This window comes from Kribbella solani, from assembly GCF_014205295.1.
Taxonomy (GTDB): domain Bacteria; phylum Actinomycetota; class Actinomycetes; order Propionibacteriales; family Kribbellaceae; genus Kribbella; species Kribbella solani.
Genome location: NZ_JACHNF010000001.1, coordinates 4839133 through 4856610 on the forward strand (window position 1 = coordinate 4839133; position 17478 = coordinate 4856610).

Annotated in this window: 17 protein-coding genes; 8 read left to right on the plus strand and 9 right to left on the minus strand. The window is 68.3% G+C overall.

All coding sequences use genetic code 11. The features are described from left to right. Positions 1-4 precede the first annotated feature (4 nt). Together HDA44_RS22050 and HDA44_RS22055 are read right to left on the minus strand one after the other, a co-directional pair. On the minus strand, positions 5-925 hold the full coding sequence (locus HDA44_RS22050; protein ID WP_238352513.1) for a serine protein kinase RIO: 921 nt from the start codon (positions 923-925) through the stop codon (positions 5-7). Positions 926-1153: 228 nt separating this feature from the next. Continuing rightward, positions 1154-1867: an NIPSNAP family protein gene (locus tag HDA44_RS22055; protein ID WP_184837343.1), complete on the minus strand. Its 714-nt coding sequence runs from the start codon at positions 1865-1867 to the stop codon at positions 1154-1156. 193 nt (positions 1868-2060) lie between these two features. Here HDA44_RS22055 and HDA44_RS22060 point away from each other — a divergent pair, with 193 nt between their 5' ends. After that, the gene (locus tag HDA44_RS22060; RefSeq protein WP_184837345.1) at positions 2061-2858 is read left to right on the plus strand and encodes a sigma-70 family RNA polymerase sigma factor; all 798 of its coding nucleotides are present in this window, start codon (positions 2061-2063) and stop codon (positions 2856-2858) included. A 94-nt stretch (positions 2859-2952) separates the two neighbouring features. Further along, entirely contained in the window at positions 2953-3918 is a 966-nt protein-coding gene (locus tag HDA44_RS22065) for a hypothetical protein (RefSeq protein WP_184837347.1), read from the plus strand. Between the two features lie 101 nt (positions 3919-4019). Here HDA44_RS22065 and HDA44_RS22070 read toward each other — a convergent pair whose 3' ends face one another. Further along, positions 4020-4691, minus strand: a complete 672-nt coding sequence (locus tag HDA44_RS22070; RefSeq protein WP_202887491.1) for a hypothetical protein — start codon at positions 4689-4691, stop codon at positions 4020-4022. Positions 4692-4984: 293 nt separating this feature from the next. Here HDA44_RS22070 and HDA44_RS22075 point away from each other — a divergent pair, with 293 nt between their 5' ends. Beyond that, positions 4985-7075 (plus strand): thiamine pyrophosphate-dependent enzyme, encoded by a 2091-nt coding sequence (locus tag HDA44_RS22075; RefSeq protein WP_184837349.1) that lies wholly within the window; start codon positions 4985-4987, stop codon positions 7073-7075. Here the strand turns inward: HDA44_RS22075 and HDA44_RS22080 are convergent. After that, positions 7068-7544, minus strand: a complete 477-nt coding sequence (locus HDA44_RS22080; RefSeq protein ID WP_184837351.1) for a DnaJ family domain-containing protein — start codon at positions 7542-7544, stop codon at positions 7068-7070. The genes HDA44_RS22075 and HDA44_RS22080 overlap by 8 nt on opposite strands. A gap of 89 nt (positions 7545-7633) precedes the next feature. Here HDA44_RS22080 and HDA44_RS22085 point away from each other — a divergent pair, with 89 nt between their 5' ends. Genes HDA44_RS22085 through HDA44_RS22095 form a run of 3 tightly spaced genes read left to right on the plus strand, consistent with a single transcriptional unit; the run spans position 7634 to position 11006 of the window. Next, positions 7634-8215 carry a hypothetical protein gene (locus HDA44_RS22085; protein ID WP_202887492.1) on the plus strand — a complete coding sequence of 194 codons (582 nt, stop codon included), beginning with the start codon at positions 7634-7636 and terminating at the stop codon, positions 8213-8215. A 29-nt stretch (positions 8216-8244) separates the two neighbouring features. Next, on the plus strand, positions 8245-9819 hold the full coding sequence (locus tag HDA44_RS22090) for an aldehyde dehydrogenase family protein (RefSeq protein ID WP_238352514.1): 1575 nt from the start codon (positions 8245-8247) through the stop codon (positions 9817-9819). Beyond that, complete coding sequence (locus HDA44_RS22095) at positions 9819-11006, plus strand: NAD(P)/FAD-dependent oxidoreductase (RefSeq protein WP_184837355.1); 1188 nt, start codon at positions 9819-9821, stop codon at positions 11004-11006. Before HDA44_RS22090 ends, HDA44_RS22095 begins: the two co-directional genes overlap by 1 nt. Before the next feature lie 9 nt (positions 11007-11015). On the opposite strand, the gene HDA44_RS22100 is transcribed toward HDA44_RS22095, so the two are convergent. Then, positions 11016-11744, minus strand: a complete 729-nt coding sequence (locus tag HDA44_RS22100) for a PT domain-containing protein (protein WP_184837357.1) — start codon at positions 11742-11744, stop codon at positions 11016-11018. Positions 11745-11923: 179 nt separating this feature from the next. On the opposite strand from HDA44_RS22100, the gene HDA44_RS22105 reads away from it, so the two are divergent. Beyond that, positions 11924-12958, plus strand: a complete 1035-nt coding sequence (locus HDA44_RS22105) for an iron-siderophore ABC transporter substrate-binding protein (protein WP_184837359.1) — start codon at positions 11924-11926, stop codon at positions 12956-12958. On the opposite strand, the gene HDA44_RS22110 is transcribed toward HDA44_RS22105, so the two are convergent. Continuing rightward, entirely contained in the window at positions 12955-14361 is a 1407-nt protein-coding gene (locus tag HDA44_RS22110) for an aromatic amino acid lyase (RefSeq protein ID WP_184837361.1), read from the minus strand. The genes HDA44_RS22105 and HDA44_RS22110 overlap by 4 nt on opposite strands. A 158-nt stretch (positions 14362-14519) precedes the next feature. Between HDA44_RS22110 and HDA44_RS22115 the strand changes: the two genes are divergently transcribed. Further along, positions 14520-15233, plus strand: a complete 714-nt coding sequence (locus tag HDA44_RS22115) for a YqeB family protein (RefSeq protein ID WP_184837362.1) — start codon at positions 14520-14522, stop codon at positions 15231-15233. Between the two features lie 9 nt (positions 15234-15242). Here HDA44_RS22115 and HDA44_RS22120 read toward each other — a convergent pair whose 3' ends face one another. From HDA44_RS22120 to HDA44_RS22130, 3 genes are all read right to left on the minus strand, one after another. Further along, the gene (locus HDA44_RS22120) at positions 15243-15629 is read right to left on the minus strand and encodes a pilus assembly protein CpaE (protein WP_184837364.1); all 387 of its coding nucleotides are present in this window, start codon (positions 15627-15629) and stop codon (positions 15243-15245) included. A 596-nt stretch (positions 15630-16225) separates the two neighbouring features. Next, positions 16226-16597, minus strand: a complete 372-nt coding sequence (locus HDA44_RS22125; protein WP_184837366.1) for a hypothetical protein — start codon at positions 16595-16597, stop codon at positions 16226-16228. A gap of 18 nt (positions 16598-16615) precedes the next feature. Then, on the minus strand, positions 16616-17326 hold the full coding sequence (locus tag HDA44_RS22130; protein ID WP_184837368.1) for a M15 family metallopeptidase: 711 nt from the start codon (positions 17324-17326) through the stop codon (positions 16616-16618). Positions 17327-17478 lie beyond the last annotated feature (152 nt).

The window sequence follows — 17478 nt, forward strand, 5'->3', positions numbered from 1 at the left end:
TGATTCAGAACACCATCGATAGGAGGTCGGCGAACAGCTCCTGCTCGTCGATCTCCAGGCCGCGGTTGGTGAACCAGGTGGCCATGTTGTGGCAGTCGCGCAGCAGGAAGTCCATACCCTTGGGGTTACCAACGATATCGACCACCTGCGGGAGGTCGATCATCACGATCCGCTCCCCCTGCGCGAGCACGTTGTACGGCGACAGGTCACCGTGCGCGAGGCCGGCCCGGGCCAGCTCCCGCATCCCGCCGCGAAGCTGCTCGAAGTACTGACCGAGCAGTTCCTTCGACGGCCGTACCTGGGCGAGCCGGGGCGCGGCGCCGCCGGCACCGTCGTCGATGAACTCCATCAGCAGTTCGGTACCGTCCACCTGCACCGGGTACGGCACCGGGACACCGGCTTTCCAGAGCCGGTTCAGCGCGTCCCATTCGGCGTACGCCCATTGGCCGGCCGCGACGCTACGGCCGTGCGAACTCTTCTTCGCCATCGCCCGCGCGTCCCGGCTGTTCCGGGTCCGGCGGCCTTCGACGTACGAAGTACTGCGGTGGAAGGACCGGTGCTCTTCGGTGCGGTACCGCTTCGCGGCCAGCAGCGACGACTTCGCCGGGTTGTCGCCGATCGCCTGGACGGCACGTTCGAGCAGGAAGACGTCGGCTTCCTTGCCGGTTTTGAGGACGCCGAGCTCGGTATCGATCGCGGCCTGTTCCGTCACCACCCAATCGGGTCGTGGTTCCGGGCCGCGAGAGCCGCGCTCGACGTCCAGCCAGGTGGTCCACCGCTGATCCGGGCCCAGTTCTTCGCTGATCGACTGGAACTGGAAGACGTAGGCGTCAGCCGGATCTGGTTGGGACTCGTCGCCGGTGAATTCGGCCCAGCGGGAGTCGAGGTCGGAGAAAGAGTCAGACAGTTCGTACTCGGAAGACAACGGAGATGCTCCTGAACAGAGAGGTGGGACTGACGCGGACATGCCGCAGCACAGTGATAGCCATCCGTCAGCCCTCCTTAGTCCAGGCAGCTCGCGCCGCCGCTCGACCCCCAGAATGCCCGCTGCCGCCGAACGCCGCAACGTATTTATTCCGACCACATCACGGAGCCGCCTGCTGCTCGGCCGCCGCGTTCAGCGTCAGGATCAGCGTCGGGGTCAGCGTCGGGGTCAGCGGAACTGCGAGCGGGTCGTCGGCCGGAGGCGCAGCTCCTGCGACGGCCGTACCGTCCGGCTGACCAGCTCGGGCAGCACGTGCTGCCGCCACCCCGGCGACGCGTCCAGCTGGCGGCGATGCTCGGCGTACGCCGCGTCGTCAGCGAACCGGGCCAGCCAGACGAGCACCACCTCGTCCCGCAACGGCAGCGCAGGAAAGTTGTTCTCGGCAACCAGAGACTCCAGCACCGCGACCGGTTCCGCCCCGGTCTCGGCGAGCACCGGAACGATCTGGTCAGTGAAGAACGCCACGAAACCGTCGTCCGCCGATCCACGGTGATAGACCGCGCCGCCGATGACCGATCCCGCCGGCGCGTCAGGCCGTACCGAATCGAGGCGCGGATAGCCGGCGCCGAGGGTGAGTGGTTTGAGCAATAGTGCGTTGTCGGAGTCGACCATTGCGGCGTTCGCGGCGGCGGCGTGCGTACGCCAGCCGGGTCCGTAGTAGAACGCCTTCAGCGCGTCCGCCCGGGCGGGCAGGTCCCGGAAACCACGAATCCAGACGAACCGGTCCGGGTTGTCCAGATCGCGGAACTGCCCGGCGATATGCATCCCGGTCGCCTCCTGCCCTTCGACCAACTCGGCGTCGAAGAGCTCGATCAAGGTGTCCCGCGCACCGGAATGCAGCGTGTACTGGCGTAAGTCGATGACTGAGCAGCAATCGTTCACAGCTGCGAGCCAATCATCGAAACCTGACAGTTACTGACAGGCGACAGTCGTTTCAAACAGCCGTAACAGGCCGGCCCTTGAAACGACCGCCCGACTTTGGTCTGGTGGAGGTACGTGGTTCAGCCCCTTGCCACCAGTGTCCCGTGCACCTCCGGGCACTTGACCTGCACGACGACACGACGAGGTACCTCCCGTGACGATTGCAGCTGTCAGTACCGAAGAATCGAAGCAACGTATCGCCGATGTCACCCACGACCTGTTGTGCGAGGCCGACGAGGTGCCGGACCCGCGGCATCAGCAGTGCCTCGACGAGGTCGTGCTGCTGAACGCTCCGGTGGCCCGCTCGATCGCGTCCCGCTACCGCAGCAAAGGAGTGGACGCCGACGACCTGGAGCAGGTCGCGTACCTGGGTCTGATCAAGGCCGCCAACGGATACCGGGTGGACGCCGCGACCGCGTTCCTCTCGTACGCGGTGCCGACGATCCGCGGTGAACTGAAGCGGTACTTCCGCGACTGCGCGTGGACGATCCGGCCGCCGCGCCGGGTCCAGGAAATGCAGGGCACCATCGCTGCCGCCGAGCCGGAGCTGATCCAGCGGCTCGGGCACGTACCCAGCAACGCGGAGACCGCCGAAGCGCTGGGCACCGCGCCGGCCGAAATCGCGGAGGCCACGTCGGTCCGCGGCTGCTTCAACACGCTGTCGCTGGACGCACCCGGTACGCAAGAAGGCGGAACGAGTTTGCTGGAAACGGTCGCCGACGCCGAGAACGGGTACGACCTGGTCGAGAACGTCCACACCCTGACACCAGCGGTCGCCAACCTGGCCGACCGGGACAAACGCATCCTCGAACTGCGCTTCTGCAACGGCCTGACCCAGGAAGAAATCGGCAACGAACTCGGCGTCAGCCAGATGCAGGTCTCCCGCCTGCTCCGCGGCATCCTCGAAACCCTCCGCAGCGAGCTCGCAACCGCCCCTAACGACAGGAGGTAGTCCCGGCGACCGGGATTGCTGAGCGTGCGGTCGGTGTGGCGAAGCGTGCTGAAGCCCACTACCTCCTGTCCTTCGGTGCGGTAGCGTCGGTTTCGTGGACTTCGAGGAGGCCGCGGACGCGTTGTACGCCGCGCCGGCCGGTGACTTCATCGCCAGCCGGAACGCGCTGGCCAAGCAGCTGAAGGCCGACGGGGACGCGCTGGGGTCGACCCGGCTGAAGGCCCTCCGGAAGCCGACGGTCGCGGCCTGGGTCACGAACCTGGTCGCGCGGCAGGTGCCGGACGAGTTGGACGAGCTGCTCGCGCTCGGGGACGAGTTCCGGGAGGCGACGGCTGACCTCGATGGGGATCGGCTGCGGGAGCTGACGCCGCGACGGCATCAGCTGCTGGACAACCTGTCCAAAGTGGCGGCTCGGCTGGCTGGGGACGAAGGGCAGAAGCTCAGCGGGGATGTCGCGCAGAAGCTGCGGGAGACGCTCGACGCCGCGCTGGTGGACCCGGCCGCGGGAGCCGCCGTCCGCGAAGGCCACCTGAGCAGCGCCCTCCGTCACGTCGGCTTCGGCGTGGTGGACGAAACCGGCGAACCTTCCAACGTCACCCTCCTCACCCCCCAACGCCATTCCCCTCGTCGGGCCGCGGCGAAAACCACCTCGAAGGACGGCGGTGGGGGCGGCCGACTCACCGGGCGCGGCGCTGCCGAGGATCAGGACACCGCAGCCGAGCAGGACGAGGCAGCCGCCGCTCGTGCGGCGGCGAGCGGCGAGCAGGCTGCTCAGCGCGAGCGGGAAGAGCGGGAGGCAGCTGAGCGGGAGGCGGCTGAGCGGGAGGCGGTGGTTCGGGCTGAGGCCAAGCGGGTGTTCGAGGATGCGGTTGCGGCGGCGCAGGCTGCTGAGGCGACGGTTGAGGATCTGGATACTCAACTGGACGACGCCCGGGACACGCTGACCGAAGCTCAGGCGCTGGTCCATCGGCTCGGCACCGAACTGGACACCGCCCGTCGAGTCGCCCGCGACGCCCAGAAGGAAAGCCGAGAAGCCCGCAAACGCTACAACCGCCTCTGACCTACCGCGCGGGTGATGAACAACAACCGCCGGGCGACCCACGACTCCACGCCGGCGAACGGCCGCTCGGACGACCAACGGCAGTTGGCGGAGGGCAGCAGTTAGTTGGCGCTGGGGCCTTCGCCTGGCATGGGGAGTAAGTAGTGCCCTGGGTTGGCCGGTGCGCCGGCGTCCAGCCAGCGTTGGAAGCCGGACGGGTTTCGGCGTTCGAACTCGTCCAGACAGATTCGGCGTACTTCGGCGACCGCCTGCCGGTCGCGGATGCCGGCGCCTTGCGCGAGCTGGGTCACGGTGTCCGACCACACCCCGCACAACTCCTCGACGCTCAACGGGCACTGCAGTGACTCGATCAGCCGCTCGTCATCAGCCAACTGCGTCTCGGTCAACCGCTGCAGCCGGCGCTGCTTTCGCGACGGTCGCCGAACCACCTCGCGCTCCGGCACCAGCAGATCGATCAGCACGAACAGCAGCGCGAAGAACAGCGCCGTCGTCACACCCAGTGCACCCCACGCGAGCAGCCGCACCAGCCCCGGTAGACACAGCACAGCCCCGGCCGCGGTCGCCGCGACCAGCGCCGCAGACCCGTACGGCGCCTCGTCCGCGACATGCCGGACTACTGCCGCCAACGGCCAGACCAGCGCGAACACCGCCACAAGCAGAATCGACGCGGCCGCCGGCCCGAGCAGCATGACGCCCGCCAGCACCCCGGCCGTCCCGACTCCGAGACTGGCCGCGAGCCCGACCCGCCGAATCACCGCGGAAAGAAGTATCACCGCATCTCACTCACCGTCACCACACCCCACAAGTCCCCCTCCCGGGTTGAACGAACGTCCCGGCCACACGGTTCCCCCACCGGGAACCTCGAACCCTCACAACCTTCCCCGGCCACACCCCGACCAACCGATCAGCCGCAAGCATCACCGCACCCGCACCCGGCGGACCACCTCCGATCAGCTGCCGGAGTGCAGGCGACCTCCGCGCGAAGGGCGCGGCCGATCACCGGGCGCGGGTGTTCGAAGGGTGGGTGCTGGGTGTTCCCGGCCCGATCTTCCCGGATCATGGGCAGATGAGGACCTTCGCCGACCGCGTCCGCGGCCTCGCCCCGGTGCCGTGGGAGCACGATCCCGAGTTGCTCCGGACCCTGTTCGACGCCCAGCTGGGCAGCCGGCACGCCGATCTCGCCGCCCGCTGGATGCAGTCGCGGGGCACCGGGTTCTACACGATCGGTTCGGCCGGTCACGAGGGCAACGCGGCGGTCGCGGCCGCGGTGCAGCCGACCGACCCGGCACTGCTGCACTACCGTTCCGGCGCCTTCTACCTGACCCGCGCCGCGCAGTGCGGTTCGAAGGACGGCCTCCGCGACATCCTGCTCGGCGTCGCGGCGGCGACCACCGAACCGATCGCGGGCGGCCGGCACAAGGTGTTCGGCCGGCACGAGCTCGCGATCATCCCGCAGACGTCGACGATCGCGTCGCACCTGCCGCGGGCGATGGGCGTCGCGTTCTCGCTGGCCCGGTCGGCGAAACTCGGTGTACCGTCCCCGTGGCCGTCGGACGCGATCGTGGTGACCAGCTTCGGCGACGCGTCCGCGAATCATTCGACCGCGGCCGGCGCGATCAACGCCGCGTTGCACGCCTCGTACCAGGGCTTGCCGATGCCTTTGCTGCTGGTCTGTGAGGACAACGGCATCGGCATCAGCGTCCGTACGCCGGACGGCTGGATCCGGCAGGCGTACGGCCAGCGACCCGGCCTGCGGTACTTCGACGCGGACGGCACCGACCTGGACGCCGCCTTCGCGATGGCGACCGAGGCGGCCACCTTCGTCAGAAGGAACCGCCGCCCCGCCTTCCTCCGGCTGCGTACGGTCCGCCTGCTCGGCCACGCCGGCTCCGATGTCGAAACGGCGTACCGATCGCCCGCCGAACTCGCCGCCGACGAGGACCTCGACCCCCTGATCGGTACGGCCCGCTACCTCCTGGGTTCCGGCTACACCGCCGACGACGTGATCGAGCTGTACGAGGACAAGCACGCCGAAGCCCTCCGGATCGCCGCCGACGTCGCGGATTTGCCCCAACTGACCACGGCCGAGGCCGTCGCGGCGCCGCTGCGCTTCCCGGAGCCGGACGCGGTCGCGCGCTGCCTGCCGACACCAACCCCGACCACCGAGCCGCTGACGTTGAGCCAGTCGATCAACCGCGCGCTCGGCGACGTACTGGCGTCCTTCCCGGAGGCGATGGTCTTCGGCGAGGACGTCGGCCGCAAGGGCGGGGTGTACGGCGTGACGCGCGGTCTGCAGAAGTCCTTCGGCCCGGCCCGCGTCTTCGACACGCTGCTGGACGAGCAGTCGATCCTCGGGCTCGCGCTCGGCGCGGGTGTCTCCGGACTGCTCCCGCTGCCCGAGATCCAGTACCTCGCGTACCTGCACAACGCCGAGGATCAGCTACGCGGTGAGGCGGCGTCGCTGAAGTTCTTCTCGCAGGAGCAGTACGCGAACCCGATGGTGCTCCGGATCGCCGGGTACGGCTACCAGAAGGGTTTCGGCGGTCATTTCCACAACGACGACGCGATCGGCGTACTCCGTGACATCCCCGGAATCGTGATCGCCTCGCCGTCGCGACCGGACGACGCGGCGGCGATGCTGCACACCTGCGCGGCGGCTGCCCGTTCCGCCGGCACGGTGAGTGTCTTCCTGGAACCGATCGCGCTCTACCACCGGCGCGATCTGTACGCCGACGGTGACGAGCAATGGCTCGCCCCGTACCCGGATCAGCCGGTACCGATCGGTCGCGGCCGCACGTACGGTGAAGGCACCGAGCTCACCATCGTCACGTTCGGAAACGGCATCCCGATGAGCCTGCGCGTGGCGGCCCGGCTGCCCGGCGTACGCGTCCTGGATCTTCGTTGGCTCGCCCCACTTCCGGTCGACGATCTGTTGCGCGAGGCAACCATCACCGGACGGGTCCTGGTCGCGGACGAAACCCGCCGCTCCGGCGGCGTGTCCGAGGGCGTACTGGCCACCTTGATCGACAACGGCTACACCGGCCGGCTGGCCCGCGTGACGAGCCACGACTCGTACGTCCCGCTGGGCGCCGCCGCGCACCAGGTGCTGCTCAGCGAAGAGACGATCGAGTCCGCGGCCCGCGAACTGCTCAGCTGAACAGCCGCTGCCAGAACGACTTCTTCTTCGGCCGTGGCTCGACCGAAGGTTGCGCGACGGGTTCGCGGGCAGGCCGGTCCATCCGCCACTGGGCGATCACCGCGTCCTCGTTCACCAGACCCGTTGGCACGACCGGCCCGGTGGTATCGCGGATGCTGAGCCGAATCCGCTTGTTCAGGTCCGCCAGGTAGTCACGGACCTCGGACTCGCGACGCATCCCACGGACTTTCTCGTGGATCTGCTGTTTCTCCTTGCGGAGCTGGACCACCGAGGGCAGCAGCGCGTCGGTCTCGATGTTCTCCCGGCGGATGAAGTCCTTCACCCACCAGTCCGGGTCGTGCGAATCGGCCAGCCGCAGCGGCTTCCCGGCACCGGCCAGGTCGTCGAACTCGCCGGCTCGCTGCGCGCGCTGGAGCTGAGCCTCGACCCAGTCCTGGGTCTTCATGCCGGGTGGCTTGCGCTCGGTCATGGTCAGACACCTCGCCTGTCATCATCGACAGTTGCTTCGGAACCTCATCGTACTAGTTTGTGAATGCAATCACAAGGCATACTCGAATCGTGCAGCTGACCGATGAAGAGATCGCGGCGATGACGCCGGACGAGCGCCGGGAGTTGATCCAGCGGCTGGCGCCGCGCCCGCACGGGCTGCCGTCCGCGCGGACGATCCAGCGGCTGCGCAAGTGGCGGAGCATAGTGCTCCTGCTCTGCGCGGTCGCACTGATTCCCTGGACCGTGTACCTCGCGGCCACGTTGCCGTACCACTATGTGGCCCGAAACTGGGGCGGCACCTGGGTCGGGTTCGATCTGCTGCTGGTCACGATGCTGCTCCTGACCGCGTGGGCCGGCTGGCGGCGCAAGCAGTACGTCTTCCCGACCGGGTTCGCGACCGGTGTGCTGCTGGTCTGCGACGCCTGGTTCGACGTGATGACCAGCCAGCACGGAAGCGATCTGCTTCAGGCGATGCTGAGTGCGGTGCTGATCGAGCTCCCGCTGGCCTTCATCCTGATCGCCGGCCCGCTCCGCCTGCTCCGGTTCGTCGCGATCCGGCACGGGATGATCCACGCGGACTCGCACCTGTGGCGGATGCCGATCCCGATCCCCGACCTCTACCCGGACAACAAGGTGCCGCTCTCGCGCTGAGGAGCGAAGTCACCGGACGCGCTCTAGGGTTGGAAACCTACGACGACGAGAGGGTCCGGATGCCTGGTGACGTGGTGTCAGTGGTCGGTGGGACACGAATTGCGGACGTGGTCCGGCGGACGCCGTCGACCAACCCGGCCCGGTTGACCGAAGTCGTCGGGACCGTCGGCAGCGCGGGACCCGAGGTGTTCGTCCGGGCGGCCGAGGCGGCCCGGACCGCACAGCCGGGCTGGGCCGCGACCCCGGCGCCGCAGCGCGGTCAGGTGATCTCGAACGTCGGCCGGCTGATGACCGCCAACAAGGAACGACTCGCGGCCCTCGTCACCCAGGAGATCGGGAAGCCGATCGCCGAGGCTCGCGGCGAGGTTCAGGAGATCATCGACACCTGCGACTTCTTCCTCGGCGAGGGCCGCCGGTTGTACGGGCAGACCGTCCCGTCGGAGATGCCGGACAAGCAGCTGTTCACGTTCCGCCGGCCGGTCGGCACGGTCGCGGTGATCACGGCCGGCAACTTCCCGGTCGCGGTCCCGTCCTGGTACATCGTGCCCGCGCTGCTCTGCGGCAACACCGTGGTCTGGAAGCCGGCCGAGTACTCGGCTGTCGTGTCGGACGCGTTCTACGAGATCTTCGCGCACTCGGGCGTACCGGCCGGGGTCTTCAACGTCGTGTACGCGGACGGGCCGGACACCTTCGCCGGCCTCGAACAGGCACTTCAGGCCGGCCTGGTGAACAAGGTCGGCTTCACCGGATCGAGCGCGGTCGGGACCCGGATCGGCGAGCTGTGCGGCCGGCACCTGCAGACGCCCTGTCTGGAGCTCGGCGGCAAGAACCCGATGGTCATCACCGAGGACGCGAACCTGGACCTGGCCGTCGAGGGCGCGCTCTTCTCCGGCTTCGGTACGGCCGGCCAGCGCTGCACCTCGCTGGGTACGACAATCGTCCAACAGTCGGTGTACGACGAGTTCCTGACCCGTTTCGCCCGGGCGACCGCCGACGCGGCGATGGGCGATCCGACCAAGGACGTGCTGCTCGGGCCGTTGCTGGACGAGAAGTTCGCCGCCGGTTTCGAGAAGTCGCTGGGCTGGATCGCGGCGCACCACCAGGTGATCGGCGCGACCGGACGGGTCACGGCGGACAATCCGCGCGCCGGGTTCGTCGGTGATCCGGCCGCCGGGTTGTACTACCACCCGACGATCGTGGCCGGCGTCCGGCCGGAAGACGAACTGTTCCGGAACGAGACCTTCGGCCCGGTCGTCGGCGTCACCGCGTACACCGAGCTCGACGAAGCGATTGCGCTCGGCAACGAGTCTGGGTACGGGTTGTCGAGCTCGATCTACACCACGGAGCCGACCAAGGCGTTCCGGTTCGCGCAGGGGATCTCGGCCGGGATGGTGAGTGTGAACAACTCGACCTCCGGCGCCGAGGCGCATCTGCCGTTCGGTGGGAACGGGAAGTCCGGCAACGGGTCGCGGCAGAGCGGCATCTGGGTGCTGGATCAGTTCACCCGCTGGCAGTCGATGAACTGGGACTACTCGGGCAAGCTGCAGAAGGCCCAGCTGGATACCGGAATAGTGGAGGCGGACCTCTCGTACGAGCTGCCGTGATGTCCGGCCCGCCGCGATCGCCTTCGCCGCTGCCTCGATCGCCTTTGCCGGAGGCCGCTGACGTGGTGATCGTCGGCGGCGGCGTGATGGGGACCAGTATCGCGTTCCATCTCGCCGAGGCCGGCGTCGAGCGGGTCGTACTGGTCGAGATGAACGAGCTCGGCTCGGGTTCTACCTGCAAGGCGGCCGGCGGGGTGCGGGCCAACTTCTCCGACGCGGTGAACATCGCGCTCGGGGCGCGCAGCCTGGAGGCGTTCGCGCGGTTCCGCGTCCGCCCAGGGCAGGAAATCGACCTGCACACGGTCGGGTACCTCTTCTTGCTGGAGACGGCCGAACAGCTGGAACTGTTCCGCGAGAGCACCCGAGTGCAGAACTCGCTCGGTCAGCCGACGCGGATGATCGACGTCGACGAAGCGGTCGCGCTTGCACCGATCATTTCCCCGGAAGGGTTGGCCGGCGCCTGTTTCTCACCGACCGGCGGGCATTGCACGCCCGAGTCCGTGGTCCTCGGCTACGCGACCGCCGCCCGCCGGCTCGGGGCTCGGCTGATCACCGGCTGCGAGGTGCTGGAGATCGATGCTGCAGGCAACCAGCGTGCCGCGATCCGGACCAGCCGCGGCACGATCCGTACCAGCACGATCATCTGTGCGGCCGGCGCCTGGTCGGCGCGGATCGGTGCGATGGTCGGCGTCGACCTCCCGGTGACACCGCTGCGACGCCAGATCGTCGTGACCGAAGCGATTCCCGACCTGCCGGCCGGCCTGCCGATGACGATCGACTTCGGCAGCACGTTCTATTTCCATCGCGAAGGTCCCGGCCTGCTGGTCGGCATGTCCGATCCGGACGAGGTCCCTGGTTTCGACGTCACGCGCACCGACACGTGGATTCCACGGCTGACCAACGCGATGACGCTGCGGGCACCCGGCCTGCTGGACGTGGGTTTGACCGGCGGCTGGGCCGGTTTGTACGAGGTGACGCCGGACCACAACGCGCTGATCGGCGAAGCGGATCCGAAGCGCTTTCTGTACGCCACCGGCTTCTCCGGGCACGGTTTTCTGCAGGGCCCCGCGGTCGGCGAGACGATCCGCGACCTGTACCTCGGCCGTACGCCGCCGGTCGACATCGGTCCGCTCAGCGCCGACCGCTTCCGGTCCGCTCAGGTCCGTGCCGAGCGGAACATCGTCTGATACATCGTGCTAGTTCGGCGTCTGCCAGCGGTTCGGGTCGCAGTAGGACGGGTCGATGCCGCGGTCGATGCAGTACTGACGCATCAGCTCCGCGCGGGTCGACGGATCCATCGTCGGGTACCCAGTCGGACGTGTCGTCGGACGTGCAGTCGGACGTGCGGTCGGGCGCACGGTCGGACGGCGGGTCGGGCGAGCGGCCGGTTTCTCGCGCTCCGTCGTGGTTGTGCGGGTCGCCTTCGGACGGGTGGCTTGGGACGTTCGCGTTGAGGTCGGCCGGTGCGCCGGCGGCCGGGTCGGCCGGGCGGCGGGTGGGACGGTGGGCGCCAGCGTCGGCATCGGAACGGAGTGCACCAGCTCGGGCGGAAGCACGATGGACGGCGGCACCACAGGCGCGACTGCCGACGAAGTGCTCGCCGGGCCCGGACTTGGTGTCGCGCCGGCCAGCTTCACGGCGGCGGTGTCATCTGACTTGCCGTCGAACAGGCCGATCGTGGACGCCGCCCAGACGTTGATTCCGAGGAACAGTACGAGCGCGCCCGCACCGGCGTACACGACTCGGCGGGACGGTGCGCCGTACTGACCGAACGGGCCGCGGACCGGGTTGCCCTTGCCGTCGACCCAGAACCGCCAGCCCTCCGGCGCCGGCGGCCAGGACGGGTCGGGCCGCCACGTCTTCGGCGGCACCCAGCTGCGCCCAGGCGGGGTCGGCCAGTTCGGCGGAACGACGAACCGCTTCATCAGATGCCTCCACTTCGCCGGGACTCTCACCCAGGGCAACGACACAGCCGAGGGCAGGCTACTTGCTGCTTGCCGGCGACGGGCGGGTCGTGCCGGCTTTTCGACAAACCTGCAATGTAACGGCGACGAGTCAGGTTAGGCTTACCTAAATCAGCCGCCTGTTCGGAGGAACCACCGCCATGGTCTTGTCCCGCATCCGGTCCGTCACGGCCGCCGCGATCGCCGTCCTCGCCCTGGGCGCGGGCCTGACCGCGTGCGGCCAGGACGACACCCAGAACTCCGCCGCGAGCACCGGCGCGGGTTTCCCGGTCACGATCGACCACCTGTTCGGCTCGACCACGGTGAAGGCGAAACCCGAGCGGGTGGTGACGCTCGGCGGCGGTGACCTCGAGGCGTCGATCGCGCTCGGCGTCGTACCCGTCGCGGGCGCCGACTGGTTCGGAAACCCGCAACTCCGAGGTTGGGTGAAAGCCGCGCTCAGCGAGCGTACGCCGCCGAAACTGATCAACGCCGGCGAGCCAAAGTACGAGGAGATCGCCGCGCTGCGGCCGGATCTGATCTTGTACGTGAACACCAAGAACGACAAGTTGGAGTACGAGACGCTGAACGCGATCGCGCCGACGATCGCGGCACCGGCCAGTACGAAGAACGTGTACGGGGTGAGCTGGCAGGACCAGGTCCGTGAGATCGCGAGAGCGACCGGTACGACGAGCGTGGGCGAACAGGTCGTCAAGGACACCGAGGCGCTGCTCACCGACACGGCGAAGGCGAACCCGGAGTTCGCCGGAAAGGTCATCACCGCCGGGGTGTACTCCGCCGACAGCATGAACGCGTGGCTGCCGTCCGACCCACGGATGCGGCTGCTGACCGCGCTCGGCTTCAAGACCAACCCGCGGATCGACGCGATGGAGAACGGCGACTTCTACGTGAAGATCTCGCCTGAGCTGACGCCCAAGCTGAACGCCGACCTGATCTTCCTGGCCGCGCTGGACAGTTCAGGCAAGCTGGACCCGGCCGTTGTGAAGGACAAGCTGTTAAACGCACTGCCTGCGGTGAAGGCGGGACATGTCGCGTACTGGGGTGGCGCGCCGGTGATCAACACGCTGACGCCGAGCGGTGAGTTCTCCAGCGCGATGTCGATCGGTGGGCCGCTCGGGATCAAGTACGCGCTGCCCAAACTCGTACCCATACTGAAGGACGCGCTGGCCGGTTAGAGCACGTCGCGGAGCAGGTTGGTCAGGTCGGCACCGAACGGGCGGTCGGCGTCGATCGGGGGCACGACGGCGTCGACCTCGTCCATCAAGCCCTGCAATGCTCCTGGGAGTTGGCGGCCTGACAGGGCGACGGCTTGGCGTACGGCGAGGAGTTCGCAGGCGGTCGTCTCGCGGGTCAGCCGGATCGCTTCGGCGAGGTTACCGACGGCTTCCCAGGAGAAGGTCTGGACGTCCTCCTGACCGTTGGACGTCTCAACGGTATTGATTGCTGTAGGCAACGTCAGACGGCGGAGCTGGTGGGTGGTCGCGACGGCGCGTTTGTGGACGGCGACCAGGCCGGCCTGTGGTCCTGGATCGCGGGCCAGCTGGGCAGTGAGGCCGGTGACGGCCGGGTCGAGCAGGCGGTGGAGGCGAGCCGCGGAGACTTCCGCCGCGTGGGCCAGCGCGACGGTCAGTTGGTCGCAGTGGGCGGTGAGGTCGATGCCGTGGAATCCCGCGGTGCCGACGAATTCTCCGTCGAGGTAGGCCGGTGAGTCGGATACGCCGTCGAAAGCGCGTTGGACAGCGTCGTCGAGGTGCTGGGTCGCGCGGCGTACGTGCGCGATCACCTGCCCGGCGACGCGGAACGAGACAGGCGCTTGGAGACTCCGCGGGTTGTCTTCTGGGCCGGTCAGTTCGCGAAGGCGGGTCAGCTCGTCGGCCAGTACGTCGTCACCACGGCCGGCGAGCGGGTGGTACGGGTCGCGGTTCGCGCCGATCACCGCGATCCCCGCGGCCGCTACCGCCGTCAACCGATCGGCCAGCTTGCGGACCCGCGCGACCTGCAGCGCGGCGCGACCGGTAGCTCCAGGGATCCCGGCCAGCAAGGCGATCCCTTCCTTCACCCCGAGCTCGAACGGCGGCAGCAGCCCGGCCGCGGAAACCACTTCCGAATCTTTGGCGAGAAGCCAACCTTCCCCGATCAGCGGAGCCATCGCGTGCGCGAGGGGGATGATCTCCCCGGCCGAACCCGCGCCTTCTTCGGGGATCGCCGGAGTGTGGCCACTGTTGATCAAGGCAACCAACTGCTGAACCAGGCCGACCGAGACCGCCGCATCCCCGGTGAGAAAGGTCCGGAGCCGGCCGATCAGCACCGCGCGGGCCTCGTCGGGCGCGAGCCAGGGCGGACCGCCAACAGCCCGACCCAGAAGCAGATTACGTTGATGTACGCGTTGCTCGTCGTCGCTCAACCGGACCTTGCTGAGATTCCCCATCCCGGTGTTCACGCCGTAAACCGCCCGCCCCGCCGCGAGCGCCTCCAGCGCGCTCGTACGAACCGCGGCCACCTGCTTGAGCGACTCAGAAGCCACCCGAACCGGAGCGGCGTTCGCTGGGTCCAACGCCGGCTCGATTCCGTCAGTCACCTTTGCACCGTACCTAGCGACAGGTAGTGGTAGGCCCGATGGCCCGCGGACCGGACCGGCTGAGCGTGCGCCGGCCGGGTACGTACAGGTGTACGTCCAGTCCTTCGGTTCGCTGCATCGATACCAAAGTTCCGGGTCGGTGACGCTACGTTCGGATCATGGGTTCGATGTCTGGCACACCGGAGCGCACCGTGATCGGGCACTCGGCCGGTGACAAGCTGATTCTGTTCGGCGGGCTGCCGCTGGGCGGACTGGTGGTCGGGTTCTTCCTGCCGCGGATCGCGCACTGGGCGTCCGGGCGGCAATGGGTACCGTTCCAGGGGCCGCTGAAGCTGATCGCCGAGTGGGACAGCTGGTGGGTCGTGGTGATCTGCGTGGTGCTCGGCCTGCTCGGCGGACTGCTGCTGGCCGCGATCGCGCTCGAAGACATCCTGAAGGTGACGATCACCAACCAGTCGGTCGAGTTCCTGAAGAAGCAGAAGACAGTGAAGGTGCCGCGGGAGAAGGTGTCGGTTGCCTTCCTGGACGGGAAGGAGATCGTCCTCCAGGACTCGACGTCGCGGGAACTGGTCCGGGAGAAGCACGACGAACTGAAGTCCCAGGCGAAGAAGATCCCGGCGGCATTCCGCGCCCACGGGTACGCGTGGTCCGAGGCAGGCGATCCGCACGAGTCGGCGTTCCGGCGCTGGATCGAGGACGACCCAGAACTACCACCCGCCGTGAACGCCGTCCTCAAGGTACGAGCCCGGGCTTTCGACGACGGCGACAAAGGCAAAGCAGACCTCCGAGACCTACGAGCCGAGGCAACAAAACTCGGCTACACGGTCAAGGACAAAGACAAGAAGCAGTACTGGCGCCAGACCACGCCCTGAACTGTGTTGTCAGGCGCCGAGTAGGTGGATGACTGCGTCCGCGTACGCCTGCTCGGCGTCTGGTGCGGTGTGGGTGGTGTCGAGCAGGACGACGCGGAACCCGTCGGGGACCGTTTCCAGGGCGCGGAAGTGCGGGCCGAGGAGCGTACGCAACTGCTCCTCACGCGGCAGCCAGATCACCTCACGCTGCTCGATGCTGTCCAAGGCCCATTCAGTGGTGCCGTTGAAGCCGATCACCTTACTGCCCTGGTAGTCGTGCACCTCGACGGTCATGTCGCTCACCACGAACACGTCCTCGTCCATGTCCCGGTCCGGCACAACAAAACGATCCCCGGCCACCGGATTCCACAACACCCCAGCCTTACGCAGCCGCCCAGCCTGCTCGATCGTGATCACACCCCCATCCTCCCCACACCCCCAAACCCCCGCAGCCCCACGGCGCGCCGCGCACATGCTCCACCGCGTACTACACCCCGCGTGCTCCGCGGCCGCTAACCTCGTCGGTCCGCTCCTCAACGCATCCACCCCGCGCGCTACCCACCCAACCCCGGCTCAGCGCCGGCACATCCCTCCCAGCTACCGCTGCCACTCCCCGGCTCCCGCCGGGGATTTCGGCTCCCGCCGGGGCTGCGGCTCGCGGCGGAGGTTGCACCTCGTACCGGATCTTCCGGCTGCCGCCGGGGGCGCTGCGCACGCAGGAGGATGCAGCTCGCATCGGATCTACCGGCTCCCGCTGCAGGTTTCGGCTCATCCGCAGGTTTCGGCTACCGCCCGCCCAGTACGCGCTTGTCGCACAGGCATCCGCCAGCCCTACCGGCCGCGATCCAGGAGCAGCGATGAACTCGGCCGGGAAGACCCCCGCGCGCGTGATCGCGGCCCACGTCTCCCCAGCGCACCATCGGCCTTCTCCCAAGCACCGGCCCCGAGTGGTTCCGCTCGCCGCGTGGACTTGCGCCGGGTGAGAGATCACCCGGTGCAAGTCGGGTGTGGGTTCAGCGGTGTAGGGCGGTGCGGAGTTCTTCGGCTCGGCGGGCGATTCGGTCTCGGCACTCGGTGGTTAGGGGTAGGTCCAGTAGTGCGGTCGCCTGTAGGTGGCTGAGGGTGAACTCGGCGCGCAGTCGGCGTACGGCGGTCTCCCGATCCGCCGACGCCCGCAGCACCTCGGACACCTCGTCGCGGCGTTCGAAGGCGGTGAGGATGCCGTCGTAGATCTCCAGCTGGGTTTGGGCGGACCGGTCCGGCTCCCGCGCCGTCGTGTGCTCTCCCTTGTCGCCGGTACGGATCACCTGCCGCCACAGGCTGGGGACGGCGAGCCGGGCGCGGGTGTAGCGCCGGGTCAGCGGCTGGGCGTATGTCATGGTCATATCGGAAATCCCCCTTGTTCAGTCTGACTTGGCCACCGCGTGCGGTTCGCGCGGCGGGCACTTCTTGCCGGGCGCGGAGAGCGCCTCGAAGTGCCATGGTTCGTTGTCGTACCGGCGGCACACGCCGTACCGCCAGCCGTTCTGGTTCAGCCACGTCATCGCGGCCGTCGGGCCGATGTCCACGGCCTTGCCCTGCACGTGCGCGGAGTACTTCGGCGGCAGCACCCAGCGCGTCGCGACCTTGTACGAGCCGTACTGCTGGAGTGCCTCGTTGAACAGCCGCTGCTGCTTGGTAGAGGTACGGCGCGCGGAGGTGATCCGGATCGTCACGCCGTCCCGGTCCGCGGCCGTGATCGCCTTCTTCAGCCGCGACCGGAGCTTCGGCGACAGGCCTTCGATGCTTTCCTCACGCACCGCCGGCTTCTCCGTGGTCTCGGTCTGCTCCGATTTCTCGGTCGTCTTCGGCGACGTGGACGGCGTACGCGTCGGCTTGGGGGTCGGCTTCGGCGCCCTGGTGGCCGGTGTACTCGCGGGTGGCTCGCCAACCGCGGGCGCACCCACCGTCGACACCACCGGCTCCTTGTCCGCGGCCAGCCCGAGGAACTCCCCGAGCTGCGCGTGCCAGAGCAGCAGCGATCCGCCCACCAAACCCACCCCGGCCACACCGATCACACCCAGCAATCGGCTCCGCGCCATGCCTCGACGACGTGGCGGCAGGGGGCTGGTCATGGGGCCTCCCGGCCTGGACTGAGGAGTGGAGGGAGCAAAGCGACTGGAGTGACGAGGGAAGGCCGGGAGGCACAGCCCCATGACCCGCCGCGACGGAGTCGTGGCATGTGCAGAGTCATGGGGTACAGCCTCTCGGATCGTTTCGTACGGCG

Excerpts from the sequence above, each read along its gene's own strand:
- HDA44_RS22115 (WP_184837362.1), top strand. The coding sequence starts at position 14,520 with ATGGGTTCGATGTCTGGCACACCGGAGCGCACCGTGATCGGGCACTCG.
- HDA44_RS22125 (WP_184837366.1), bottom strand. The coding sequence starts at position 16,597 with ATGACCATGACATACGCCCAGCCGCTGACCCGGCGCTACACCCGCGCC.
- HDA44_RS22105 (WP_184837359.1), top strand. The coding sequence starts at position 11,924 with ATGGTCTTGTCCCGCATCCGGTCCGTCACGGCCGCCGCGATCGCCGTC.
- HDA44_RS22075 (WP_184837349.1), top strand. The coding sequence starts at position 4,985 with ATGAGGACCTTCGCCGACCGCGTCCGCGGCCTCGCCCCGGTGCCGTGG.
- HDA44_RS22130 (WP_184837368.1), bottom strand. The coding sequence starts at position 17,326 with ATGACCAGCCCCCTGCCGCCACGTCGTCGAGGCATGGCGCGGAGCCGA.
- HDA44_RS22100 (WP_184837357.1), bottom strand. The coding sequence starts at position 11,744 with ATGAAGCGGTTCGTCGTTCCGCCGAACTGGCCGACCCCGCCTGGGCGC.
- HDA44_RS22095 (WP_184837355.1), top strand. The coding sequence starts at position 9,819 with ATGTCCGGCCCGCCGCGATCGCCTTCGCCGCTGCCTCGATCGCCTTTG.
- HDA44_RS22080 (WP_184837351.1), bottom strand. The coding sequence starts at position 7,544 with ATGACCGAGCGCAAGCCACCCGGCATGAAGACCCAGGACTGGGTCGAG.